An 11,984-nucleotide genomic window follows, 5' to 3' on the forward strand; every position below is an offset into this window, starting at 1 on the left:
CGTCCATGAAGGAGTACAAGATGCGTCGTGGGGAGACGCTCGAAGAGCGAATTCCGGACATGAAAGCGACGGTCGAAGACTACTTCGGCCCCATCACGGACACCGAGGAGTTCAAGGGAAGCGACCTCTACGTCGTCGGCGAACCCAAGAACCCCGTGTTCACCCGCATCGTCGCCGGCGCGGTCAAGTACAGCGGCAAGAAGGACAAGCTCGCGGTCAACTTCGAGGAGGCCGACCCGGCCGACCTCGCTCCCGAAGACCTCGAAGCCGCGGGCGAGGCCGTCAGCGCGAAAAACGACTTCCTGCTGGAGGCGACGGGCCGCGACGCGAAGTCCCGCCGCGACTCGATGAAGCGCGCGGTCGAAGACGACGCGCCCGACGTCTGAGCCGTCCGTCGCAGTTTGGTTTTCTTGCACACCTCGTCCGCCGAGCGGCCGCGCCACCGGCGAAACGTACATAGTGTTACCGCGTGACACTCTGCCCGTCTGCGACCGCGACACGCCCGAACACGAATTTTTATTTCGGTTGTGAGTAAAAACCCCCGGCACGGTTAAGTGCCGACGGGGTGAACTGACCATATGGCCATCGAGACTATCCTGCTCGCGATCGGCGCGGGCGACGCCGACCGAATCGACAGACTCGCCGAAGAGACCATCGACGTGGCCGGACCGACCGGCGCGACGGTCGTCATCGGGCACGTCTTCACGAGAGACGAGTACGACGACGCGCTCGACAACCTCGATTTCGACATCACGGCCGAGGAGGTTTCGGCGGACGACGTGGCCCGACGACACGCCACCGTCCGCGAACTCACGCGCCGCTTCGACGACGCCGACCTCGACTACGTCGTCCACGGCCGGGTCGGCCACCACGGCGAGAAACTCGTCGAACTCGCGGGCGAGGTCGACGCCGACCGGCTCGTCGTCGGCGGTCGGAAGCGCTCGCCGGCCGGCAAGGCCGTCTTCGGGAGCGTCGCACAGGAGGTCATGCTCGAAGCGCCGTGCCCCGTGACGTTCGTCCGCGCGGACACCAAGTGACGGTTTGCGGGCGGCTCGACCCCCGGTATCCGCGATTTTCGGAGGCAACTACATATCTTAGCGCGCCGTCAACTTCCGCATGGACCACTCCATCGACTACCGCCCGTCGTTCGCTCTCCTCACCGTCTCGCTCGACGAGGGCGAGTCGCTCCGGTCGGAGGCCGGCGCGATGGTCAGCTACTCCGACGGCATCGACATCGAGACGAACGCGAAAGGCGGCCTCTTCGGGTCGCTCAAGCGGAGCGTCCTCGGCGGCGAGTCGTTCTTCCAGAACACGTTCAGCGCGCGACAGGCGGGCGAGATTTCGTTAGCGCCCCCGCTTCCGGGCGACATCGTCCACCACGGTCTCGCCGACGAGACGCTGTACGTCCAGTCCGGGTCGTACCTCGCTTCGGACCCCGCGCTCGACCTCGATACCTCCTTCGGCGGGGCGAAGACGTTCTTCGGAAGCGAGGGGCTGTTCCTGCTCAAACTGACCGGTACCGGCGACAGCTTCCTGTCGAGCTACGGGGCCATCCACGAGGTCGAACTCGACGACGGCGAGCGCTACACGGTCGACACCGGCCACATCGTCGCCTTCGACGAGACGACGGACTTCTCCGTCGAGCGCGTCGGCGGCCTGAAGTCCACCCTGTTCAGCGGCGAGGGACTCGTCTGTACCTTCACCGGACCGGGGACCGTCTGGACGCAGTCGCGTAGCATGGACTCGTTCCTCTCGTGGCTCATCCCCAAACTCCCGACCAACAACTCCGCGTGACCTCGAATCGGGACTTACAGTGCCGCGAGTAAATCTGCCGAAAATCCCGCTTAGTTAAGTGGCGGGCGCATCGCTATGGGAACGATGGCGTACTACGTGGGCGTCGACCTGGGGGCGACGAACGTCCGTTCCGTGGTGGGCGACGACGATGGAACGATCCTCGGAGAGGCCCGTGACAGCACTCCGCGCGGTCCGACCGGAATCGCGGTCACCGAGGCGGTCCTCGGCGTCGTCCGCGAGGCGTGTGCCGAGGCGGGCATCGACCCGAGCGACGCGGTCGCGGCCGGCATCGGCGCTATCGGCCCGCTCGACCTGGCCGAGGGCGCGGTCGAGAACCCGGCGAACCTGCCGGACACCATCGACCGCATCCCGCTGACCGGCCCCCTCTCGGTGCTCTTGGAGACGGACGAGGTGTATCTGCACAACGACACGAACGCCGGCGTCATCGGCGAGCGGTTCCACTCCGACCGCAACCCCGACGACATGGTGTATCTCACCATCTCGTCGGGTATCGGCGCGGGCGTCTGCGTCGACGGGCACGTCCTCGCCGGCTGGGACGGCAACGCCGGTGAGGTCGGCCACCTGACGCTCGACCCGCACGGCTTCATGACGTGCGGGTGCGGCCACAACGGTCACTGGGAGGGCTACTGCTCGGGGAACAACATCCCGAAGTACGCCCGCGAACTCCACGAGGAGGACCCGGTCGACACCGCGCTTCCCGTCTCCGACCCCGACTTCTCCGCGGTCGACGTGTTCGAACACGCCGGCGAGGACGAGTTCGCCGACCACATCATCAGCCAGCTGGGCCACTGGAACGCGATGGGCGTCGCGAACATCGTCCACGCGTACGCGCCGCTCATCATCTACGTCGGCGGCGCGGTCGCGCTCAACAACCCGGACCTCGTGTTAGACCCCATCCGCGAACAGATGAGCGAGATGGTCATGTCGAACATCCCCGAGATTCAACTGACGACGCTCGGCGACGAGGTCGTGGTCGAGGGGGCGTTGGCGAGCGCGATGACCGGTGGAACTGGCGACCGCTCGCGGCTGTGAGGCCGCGAGGATTCGCCAGTTTCAGCGCAGGTGGCACCGGTGACCGGTCTCGGCTGTGAGAGACGACTCGCCGGTGGTAGCGCAGGCGGAACTGGCGACCGCCCGCGATTACAAGACGGCAGTTCGCGCCTCCGTCAGCGAATTATCCCGATTGATACTCGGTGGCGCAGTCTTATAACCCCGGTCGAGAAACGCGATGACGTGCACCCGACGACGCCGAGTCATTCGGCGCACCGGTCGGCGCGTTCCCGTTCTCGTCGAACCGCGCGGTGCACGGGCGTTCCACCGGAAGCCTAGAACGGGACCGGTCGACACCCCCCACCACCATCGTCGACCGACCGACGCCGGCGGGGATATCCCACACCCACCCACCCACCCACCCACCCATCCCCGCCGGCGTCGCTTCAGTTCTCACGCAACCCAGTGCAGACTGAGCGGTCCCCGCTCAGCCCGGTTCCGGTCCTCCGTCCGATTTTTCTCCTCGGCACCCGCAGACTCACCGTGGACCGCCGCCAGTTCCTCCGCACCGTCAGTGCGAGCGCGCTCGCCGCCTCGACCGCCGTCGTCGTCGGCTCCCCGCTCGCCACCGCCCATCCCGGCCCGTTCGAGCCGCTGGGCCGCATCGAAATCGACGGCGCGAAAGAGGCCGTCGTCTCGGCCGACGGCGAGACCGTCTTCGTCGCCGCGACCGATGGCTACGCCGTCGTCGACATCTCCGCGCCCGACCGTCCCGAACTCCTCGCCGAGCGCCGCGACCTGCGTTCCGACCGCGAGGACGGTCCCTTCCGCGGCCTCTACGACGTGAAACTCGACGGGGACACGCTTCTGGTCGTCGGCCCGGCCAACCCGATTCCGGGCGCGCCGGCGGGCGTCCTCGTCGTCGACGTGTCCGACCCCGCGACCCCCGAAGAAATCGCGTTCCACGAGACGGGCTTTCCCATCCACAACTGCTTCGCCGCCGACGGCCGGGCGTATCTGACCGCCAACGACGGCGACCGGAACCCGCTCGTCGTCCTCGACGTCGACTCCGGCGACGAACTCGGCCGCTGGTCGGTCGTCTCTACCGACGACCGGTGGGCCGACGTGCCGCCCTCGATGCGGTCCGTCCACGACGTGTGGGTCCGCGACCGCGTCGCGCACGTCGCGCTCTGGGACGCCGGCACGTGGTTCGTCGACCTTTCTGACCCCGCCTCGCCGTCGGTCCTCGGCGCGGTCTCGCCCGGTGACCCCGAGGAACTCGCCGCGCTGACCCCTCGCGACCGCCACCGCGAGCGACGGACGCCGCCCGGGAACCACCACTACGTCGCAACCGACGACGCCGGCGACCTCCTCGGCGTCGGCGTCGAGTCGTGGGCCGTCGAGGTCGACCGCGACGACGGGACGACCGAACTCGTCGGCGGGCCGAGCGGCGTCGAACTCTGGGACGTGTCGAACCCCGCGAATCCGGCGCGGCTCTCGACCATCGAGCCGCCGGCCGGCCCGGACCCGACGCTCGGCGGCGTCTGGACCACGGCGCACAACTTCGACTTCCGCGACGACAGGCTCTACACCTCGTGGTACCGCGGCGGCGTCAAGCGCCACGACGTGTCGGACCCGACCGACCCCGTCGAACTCGCGTGGTGGCGCGACCCCGAGCGCGCGAGTTTCTGGACCGCGCAGTACGCCTACCCCTTCGCCGACGAGGGCGTCTTCGTCGCGTCGAGCCGCGGCGTCGACGACGCGTCGCCCGCGCTCTACACGTTCCCCGACCACGCCGGCGACCAGCGCGACCCGCCGACGCTCGGTCCGGAGACGACCACCGAATCTCTCGTCAACACGCCGACGACGACGCCGACCGGGGACGGCGCGACTCCGTCCGCGTCCGACACCAGCCCTTCGACTTCTGCGACCGACGCGCCGGGCTTCGGGCTCGGCGTCGGCGCGGCGGCGCTCGGCGTCGCCGGCTGGCTGGCCCGCCGTCGCGGGCGGCGCGACTGAGAGAGCGCCCGGAGCGCACCGAATCTATCACGAACGACCGAGACAGCCTTTCTCTCGTCGCCCGGCGCGGTGGGAGAACCGTTTCATTCTAATCCGTGGGGTTCGAAGCGTCGGGGTATGAGCGACGAGTCGGAGAGCCTCAAAGAGCGCGTCGAGACGTGGATGGTCGGCCAGATGCCCATCATCCAGATGCACGGCGGCAACAGCGTCGTGCGCAAGGCCGATGCGGAATCGGGGGAAGTCGTCGTCGAACTCGGGGGCGCGTGCGCCGGGTGCGGCATCTCGAACATCACCGCCCAGAACATCCAGTCGGACCTCATCATGACGTTCGACGAGGTGACCGACGTGCAGGTCAAGGTCCCCAGTTCGGGCGACCACGGAAGCAGTACCGTCGAAGGCGGCCGCGGCGGCGAACTGCAGTACGGCGACGAGGGACCGGGGCACTTTTAGCGACCGTTCGGTCTCTGTCGGGTGGTCTGGCTAGTACACTTCGTTCAAATCAGAACCGCTCGAAACTCATTTTTCCGGTGGATTGATATATTGCATGCGCCTATTCACGGCTGAGCAATGGCCCAACAGATTCATCCGAAAGTCGAAGCGATGATTGAGGGCTTCGACAGTTCGAAGACCGTGGATCTGGTCTTCGTTTGCGAGGACAATCGGGCCGAAGATGTCTCCAGAGCTATTGAAGAACTCGGCGACGAGGTCTCTTCTGAACTCCCCGGTGACGTCGTCGTGGCTACGGTTACAGTTGAGAACCTCCCTGCGCTCGTTCGTCCCGACTATATCCTGTCGGTCTCTCCCGATCGGGAAGCACGTGCCCTCGCCTAACTGTGTCGGGGTACGATAAGGTTCGGGCATTTCGAGAACGCATCTTTCACGCCGTCTGTGAGAGTGTCGACCACAGCCCGGTCGATTGCTCTGGAGACGGTGTTCACATCGGAATCGTCGATTCGTGCAAATCTCCTCCAGCCGCATTCGCTCGGTCGGCTTACATCGAACATCGAAGAAATTTCTTAGAGGTGGACGACGACGTCACTCACATCCACGGTGTCGCCATCTTTGAACTGCTGAGTGCCGTTGCGCCACAGGCAACCTTCAGCTTCTATCAGGCGATGGACTCCGACAAGCGCCTCCCGACGGATTCGTTCACCCGGGCAATCCATCAGGCCGTTGACGATGGTGTCGATATTCTCAACCTCTCGTGGGGTGCACCAAACGAGATTCCGGTGGAATGCTCTCCACAGTATCCCCCGGTCAAGCACGCCGTCGAAAACGACGTAATCGTCGTTACTGCTGCGGGAAATCGAGAGGTCGATGAGGGCCCGAAACAGTACGTGTTTAGCCCCGCCCTTGCTGAGGAAGCGGTCGCAGTCGGTGGTTTTGAGGCGCTGTGTCCAGTCGTCCCGTCACCGGTTGATAATACGATGGACGAAGGACCGTACTGTTTCGAGGGCGACGCGAGGGAGCGGAGTTTTTGCGGCCATCACGGTTGTGATGATTCGCCCTCGTGCGTACGGAGTAAGACACTGCGCGAGTGGCCAGATAACACACGGCCGCTTGATGGAAAGCCCGATATTCTTGCGCCCGCACACATGCCTAGCCCTCGCGATACGGCTGATATCAGCGACGTTGAACTGTACGAAGGTAGCAGTTACGCGGCACCTGTCGTCGCAGGTGCCCTCGCCGGGGTGTTCAGCAAAGCAGACGTCGACACCGAAACCACGGCTATCAATGTGCACGAACTTGTAACCGCCGGCTCGCGGACCGTCTCAGGTGCACCTGCACCGGCACTCAACTCATTTGGTATGTTCAAACGGCTGGAGTCGCAAGTCGAAACCAACTCTCAACAGTAACTACCATCTCTCTGAGTGCTCCTGATTACCCCGACAGCGCCGACTCCAGACTCGACGCCACCGACCGCGCCTTCTCGGCCAGTTCTTCCGAGATGTGCCCGACCTCGACGGCCTCGTCGAGTTCGTCGTCGTCGACGCGCTCGACCGTCCCGTCGGCGTGTTTCACCACGTCGACGTGGAGGTCCACGTACCGAATCTCGTCGGGGAAGCACTCGACGGGCGTGCAGATGTTGACGTAGGTCCCCTTGACCGCGCCCTCTGAATCGCGGTACACCGTCGGATACCACCAGCGTCCCTCGCGGAACTTCGTGACCGCGACGTCGCCGGACTCGCGGTCGACGCCGAGGGCGTCGTAGGTGCCGCCGCCGGTCATGCTCCGCCGGAGTTCGACGGTTCCCTCGGAGTCGCGTTCCGTCACCTCGCCGGAGCCGAGCGTGATGAGCCGACCGTCAGGTTTCCCGTGGCCGATTTCCACGTCGTCGCCTTCGAGCGGGCCGAACTGCGCGGTCACCACGTCGAAGGGGAACTCGCCGTCGGCGACCGACTCGCAGAGCGCCTCCGCGAGGTCGACGCCGGCGGAGGCCTTCGGCGAGGCGGCCTTCGTCCGGTGGTGGCCGGGCATCGTCGTCTCGACGGCCCGGCGCTGGGCGTCGAGTTCGAAGCGGGTCTCGCGGCCGAACCAGACCCACGTCGTCGCGGTGGGCGCGGCGACCGCCCGCGGGGCGTCGACGGGTTCAGAGAGCGCGTCGTCGAGTTCCGCGGCCACCTCGGCGGCCCGGTCGAGCGCGTCGTTCAGGGCGCTCATGTCGGCGTCGACGGCGTCGCGGTGCCAGCGGATGCCCCAGCCATCGGGCGGGTCGCCGCCGAGGAGGTCCGTCATGCCGGCCAGTTCGCGGGCGGCGGCCTCGTCGCGGGTGTCGACGCGGACGCCCTCCGAGTCGGGGTCGAGCGTCGCCAGCCCCGCGACGGCGCGGACGTCGCCGGTCAGGTCGGCGCGGTGGGAGGCCCACGGCGGGGCCGACTCGGAGACCTGCACGCGGACCTCGTCGCCGACCTCCACGCGGCCGTCGACGTCGCCGTACGAGAGGTAGCCCTCGGTCTCGCCGAGGTCGCAGACCGCGCCGCCGCCGAGGGTGTCGGTCACGCGGGCGTCGAACACCGCGCCGGTCGGCGCGGGGTCGTCCCACGCGAAGGTGTCGATACCGAGGTCGGTGAGGCGCTCGGTGGCCGTTTCGACCGCCTCTGGCGCGCCGGTCGCGCCGACGCCCTGTCGGTTCCGGGTCGTCTCGACCGACACGTCGTGGTCCGACGAGTCGAACTCGGCGTCGAAGCGGTCGCGAATCGGGCCGGACGCCTGCACCACGTCGTGGCCGGCGTCGAGGAAGACGCCCGTGAGCGCGGTGGCGTAGATGCCGCGGACGCGGACCCTCATAGCTCGTCGGCGTCGCGGACGAAGGTGACGCGGGCGTCGACCGTCGGCCCGAGCGTGAGTTCGATTTTCTCGTCTGTGAGCACGCGGCCGCCCTCGATGGGGACGCCCCACGAGTCGAACTTGAGGTAGCCGCGGAGGTCCGCGCCGTGGGTGTAGAGGTCGACGTGGTCGACGGCGTGTTCCTGCACGTCGGTGGCGCTGTGGGCCATCTCCATGTCCGAGTAAACCGTCCCGCCGTCGCCGAAGAACGCGGCGATGGCGTCTGCGTCCGAGTCGACTGCGTCGCTCACGAGGTCCGACGCGGCCCGGAGGTCGTCGGTGTCGAGGCCGACCTCGCGGAGCGCCGCCTGTTCGCGGGGGTCGAAGTGCATACCCGCCCTTCGGAGCGGAGGCATTAACGTCGTACGGTCGGTCGTCGGCCGCTGGGCCGGGCGGCTGGTCGTCAGTCAGTCGGTCGTCGGTCAGTCAGTCGGTCGTCGGTCAGTCAGTCGCTCGCCGGCCATCCGACTGTCAGCCCTTCGGCCGGTCGCGGGATGCCGTGGCCGAAGCTATTACCAGATGCAATACCCTTTGTGCTACGTGATGGACCAGCAGGACCCAGTCGAGCAGGCGTCCGACGGCTCGGACGACCTCTACGACATCGCGACGTGGGAGGAACGAACCTCGGTTGACGGGCTCGCGGTCGCGCTCTACCGGGTGTTGCTCGCGTCGACCCGCGCGCTGGTCGTTCTCGCCGCGCTCCTCATCCTCGTCGGTATCGGCGGCCTGTCGGCGCTCACCGACCCGCAGGTCGGCGCGCTCACCATGCTTTCGGCGCTCCCGGCGCTCGCGCTCGCGGGCTACGTCTACTACTCCGACGTGACCCAAAACGAGCCGCTGTCGATGCTCGTGGTGACGTTCCTCCTCGGCGTCCTCACCGCCACGTTCGCCGCGATTCTCAACTCGCTTCTGAGCAACGTCGGCCAGACCATCGCGGCCGAGTTCCAGTTGGCGCTCGGCTTCCTCGGAAGCGCCGTGTTCTACTTCCTCGTCGTCGGCCCGGTCGAAGAGACCGTCAAGCTCCTCGCGGTCAGGCTGTACGCCTACTCCCACGACAGCTTCAACGCCGTCATCGACGGGGCCGTCTACGGCGCGATGGCCGGCCTCGGCTTCGCCACCATCGAAAACGCCCTGTACATCACCCGCAACCTCACGTCTTCGGGGCTCGACGTCGGCTCCGGCGGCGTCGGCATCATCGCCGCCGGCGGGACGATTACCGCGGTCCGGGCGCTCGCCGGACCGGGCCACGTCATCTACTCGGCCATCGCGGGCTACTACCTCGGCCTCGCCAAGTTCAACAAGGAGAACGCCGGTCCCATCGTCATCAAGGGCCTCGTCCTCGCGGCGCTGGTCCACGCGACGTACAACACGACGGTCGGCCTCGGCTCGACCGTCATCGCGGGGATAACCGGACTCGGCGGTCTCGCGGCCTTCCTCGTCTACGTCATCATCTACGACGGCGTCTTCGGGCTCTACCTCATCGGGAAGCTCCGCCGCTACAGTCAGGCGTACCACCGCGCCCACGCGCCCGGCCCGAGCGCGGCGTCGTTCAGCTCCGAACGGACGGAGTTCGAGGACTGAGGCGGCGACGACGGCAGAACACGACCCGAGACGAACCGCGGCGTCCCCTTTCCCTACTCGGCGACCAACCGCTCGGCGTAGCCGTCGAGCATCGATTCGACGTACTTCGCCACCACGTCGACCTCGACGTGAACCGGGTCGCCGACCGCCTTTTCTGAGAGCGTCGTCAGGTCGTAGGTCGTCGGGATGATGGCCACGGCGAAGGAGTCCCCGTGGCGGTCGGCCACGGTGAGGCTGATGCCGTCGAGACAGACCGAGCCCTTCTGGACGACGTACCGCGCCAGCGACTCGGGGAGGTCGAACTCGAAGAACCAGTCGTCGCCGACGCGCTCGACGTTCGCGACCGTCGTCGTGCCGTCGACGTGGCCCTGGACGATGTGGCCGTCGAAGCGGTCGTCGGCCGCGAGGGCGCGTTCGAGGTTGACGCGGTCGCCCTCGACGACGTCGCCGAGGTAGGTCTTCTCGACGGTCTCGGCCGCGAGGAACACCTCGAACCAGTCGTCGCCGAACGCCTCGACGGTCAGACAGACGCCCGAGACCGCTATCGACTGGCCGTGGTGGAGGTCGTCGAACGCGAGGTCGGTGCGGATGCGGAGGCGGCGACCGCCGTCGGCGTCGGTCACGTCGACGATTTCGCCCGGCCCCTCCACGATTCCCGTGAACATACCCGCGGCTTCGGTCGGCTGAACTTAATGCCTACCGTTTCCGTTTCTCATCACGGTTTCGTGACTGCCGGACTGCCCGCCGGGACGGTCGGTGCTTCCTCCGAGCCGCGTTCGACGAGAGAGCGCGACGGGCTACCCCAAATTGTAGTAAATCTTCTTTCCGCAGTTCTTACACGCCGACTGGTTGTTCCGACCGAGACTGTTGGTGCCGATGCGCATTATGTCGTCGCTTTTCGAATTGACCGTGATATTCGCGATTTCTCCGCAGTTCGGACAGGCGACTTTCGTGACTGGCATCCGTGGTATCCTCGTGATTAGTGACCGGTGTCTACTCCTCGTAGCCGTCGACGTAGTCGTCGACGACGCCTCCCTCGTAGCCATCGACGTACTCCTCGTCCCCGCTCGACGGCTTCCGTCCGGAACTGTCACTGCCGCCGGAACTAGGCATCGAACCGGACGACGGGTCATCGTTGGTGCGACGATTCCGCAACTCGCGCCGCACGGCGTCGACTGCGGGGCTCCCGAGGAGTTCGTTTCGGAGCGCCTCCAACTCGACATCGGTGTACGAGGATAACTCCGCGGTACCGGCCATCGCATCCGCTTCGAGTTCTTCGACGTACTCGTACCCCCCGACCTTGTCCATAACTGGTGCTTCGAGCGGTGTCCGCCCGCCGTGTGGGTCTTCCGGTGGTCCTTGGTTCATGTCGAATTAATGCCGAGACGCGGTATTGAAACTATGGTGTGCGGTAGCACGATACCGACTCGACTCCTCGCGGGCGCTCTGTCGTTTCGACAGCCACCGTGTGCTCATTGATACCATACAATTTTACCGTCGTCGGCCGGAGAGTCGGTATGGACGTTCTGGCCCGACTGCGGAGCAGTTTCGTCACCGGTCTCATTCTCGTCACCCCGCTGGCCGTGACCGTGTTCGTCCTCCAGTTCGCGTTCAACCGCATCACCGCCGCGCTCCGCCCGGTCGTCCGTCAGGTGACGCCCTTCCTCGCCGACGCGCTCAACTACTCCGGCGACATCGTCCTCATCTCGCAGGTGCTGTCGGCGCTCATCATCGCCGTGGCCGTCTCGCTTCTCGGCTACCTCGCGTCGATGAGCCTCGGCCAGCGGCTCTTCGGGAGCTTCGAGCGCGGCGTTCGGCTCCTGCCGCTCGTCCGCACCATCTACTTCGGCGTCCGGCAGGTGTCGGAGTCGCTCACCGAACCGACCGCCGGCTACGACCGCGTGGTGCTGGTCGAATACCCGCGCGAGGGGCTGTTCTCCATCGGCTTCGTCACCAACGAGGCCCCGCCGTCGGTCTCCGAGGTCTCCGACGACGACCTGTTTACCGTGTTCGTCCCGCACAGCCCGAACCCGACCGCCGGCGCGCTCATCATGGTCTCGCCCGACGAGATTCGCGAACTCGACATGCCGGTCCGCCGGGGCCTCCGGCTTCTCGTCACCACGGGCCTGAGCGTCGACGACCCCGAGACGCTCCCGTCGGGGCCGGCGGGCTACGACCCCTCGAACGGCGAGGACGGCGTCCGGGCGGAGACTGACCAGCGTCGCAACGCGGGCGAGAGCCGAGCCGAGTGA

General features: G+C 66.7%; 14 protein-coding genes. 10 read left to right on the forward strand and 4 right to left on the reverse strand.

Annotation, left to right across the window (positions count from 1 at the left end; all coding sequences use genetic code 11):
• Positions 1–5: 5 nt before the first annotated feature.
• The 8 genes from IEV64_RS07000 (at position 6) to IEV64_RS07035 (ending at position 6,680) form a co-directional block, all read left to right on the forward strand.
• Complete coding sequence (locus tag IEV64_RS07000) at positions 6–386, forward strand: DUF5611 family protein (protein ID WP_004973531.1); 381 nt, start codon at positions 6–8, stop codon at positions 384–386.
• A gap of 192 nt (positions 387–578) precedes the next feature.
• Entirely contained in the window at positions 579–1,037 is a 459-nt protein-coding gene (locus tag IEV64_RS07005; RefSeq protein WP_007274962.1) for a universal stress protein, read from the forward strand.
• Between the two features lie 79 nt (positions 1,038–1,116).
• Positions 1,117–1,794: a TIGR00266 family protein gene (locus tag IEV64_RS07010; RefSeq protein WP_004969088.1), complete on the forward strand. Its 678-nt coding sequence runs from the start codon at positions 1,117–1,119 to the stop codon at positions 1,792–1,794.
• Positions 1,795–1,878: 84 nt separating this feature from the next.
• Complete coding sequence (locus tag IEV64_RS07015; protein ID WP_007274961.1) at positions 1,879–2,847, forward strand: ROK family protein; 969 nt, start codon at positions 1,879–1,881, stop codon at positions 2,845–2,847.
• Positions 2,848–3,348: 501 nt separating this feature from the next.
• Entirely contained in the window at positions 3,349–4,824 is a 1,476-nt protein-coding gene (locus IEV64_RS07020) for an LVIVD repeat-containing protein (protein ID WP_188423510.1), read from the forward strand.
• Positions 4,825–4,941: 117 nt separating this feature from the next.
• Complete coding sequence (locus IEV64_RS07025) at positions 4,942–5,274, forward strand: NifU family protein (protein ID WP_004969091.1); 333 nt, start codon at positions 4,942–4,944, stop codon at positions 5,272–5,274.
• Between the two features lie 117 nt (positions 5,275–5,391).
• On the forward strand, positions 5,392–5,655 hold the full coding sequence (locus IEV64_RS07030) for a hypothetical protein (protein WP_049920529.1): 264 nt from the start codon (positions 5,392–5,394) through the stop codon (positions 5,653–5,655).
• Between the two features lie 191 nt (positions 5,656–5,846).
• Positions 5,847–6,680: a S8 family serine peptidase gene (locus IEV64_RS07035; RefSeq protein WP_188423511.1), complete on the forward strand. Its 834-nt coding sequence runs from the start codon at positions 5,847–5,849 to the stop codon at positions 6,678–6,680.
• A 25-nt stretch (positions 6,681–6,705) separates the two neighbouring features.
• Here the strand turns inward: IEV64_RS07035 and IEV64_RS07040 are convergent, their stop codons facing one another.
• Together IEV64_RS07040 and IEV64_RS07045 are read right to left on the reverse strand one after the other, a co-directional pair.
• Complete coding sequence (locus tag IEV64_RS07040) at positions 6,706–8,112, reverse strand: ribonuclease FAU-1 family protein (RefSeq protein WP_188423512.1); 1,407 nt, start codon at positions 8,110–8,112, stop codon at positions 6,706–6,708.
• Positions 8,109–8,483 carry a DUF7532 family protein gene (locus IEV64_RS07045; protein WP_188423513.1) on the reverse strand — a complete coding sequence of 125 codons (375 nt, stop codon included), beginning with the start codon at positions 8,481–8,483 and terminating at the stop codon, positions 8,109–8,111. Before IEV64_RS07045 ends, IEV64_RS07040 begins: the two co-directional genes overlap by 4 nt.
• 211 nt (positions 8,484–8,694) lie before the next feature.
• Between IEV64_RS07045 and IEV64_RS07050 the strand changes: the two genes are divergently transcribed.
• Positions 8,695–9,732 (forward strand): PrsW family intramembrane metalloprotease, encoded by a 1,038-nt coding sequence (locus IEV64_RS07050; protein ID WP_188423632.1) that lies wholly within the window; start codon positions 8,695–8,697, stop codon positions 9,730–9,732.
• A gap of 53 nt (positions 9,733–9,785) precedes the next feature.
• Here IEV64_RS07050 and IEV64_RS07055 read toward each other — a convergent pair whose 3' ends face one another.
• Together IEV64_RS07055 and IEV64_RS07060 are read right to left on the reverse strand one after the other, a co-directional pair.
• Positions 9,786–10,397 (reverse strand): riboflavin synthase, encoded by a 612-nt coding sequence (locus tag IEV64_RS07055; RefSeq protein WP_188423514.1) that lies wholly within the window; start codon positions 10,395–10,397, stop codon positions 9,786–9,788.
• A 328-nt stretch (positions 10,398–10,725) separates the two neighbouring features.
• Positions 10,726–11,100 carry a hypothetical protein gene (locus IEV64_RS07060; RefSeq protein WP_229722541.1) on the reverse strand — a complete coding sequence of 125 codons (375 nt, stop codon included), beginning with the start codon at positions 11,098–11,100 and terminating at the stop codon, positions 10,726–10,728.
• 149 nt (positions 11,101–11,249) lie between these two features.
• On the opposite strand from IEV64_RS07060, the gene IEV64_RS07065 reads away from it, so the two are divergent.
• Positions 11,250–11,984 (forward strand): DUF502 domain-containing protein, encoded by a 735-nt coding sequence (locus IEV64_RS07065; protein WP_007274952.1) that lies wholly within the window; start codon positions 11,250–11,252, stop codon positions 11,982–11,984.

Source organism: Haloferax sulfurifontis (assembly GCF_014635105.1).
Classification (GTDB): domain Archaea; phylum Halobacteriota; class Halobacteria; order Halobacteriales; family Haloferacaceae; genus Haloferax; species Haloferax denitrificans.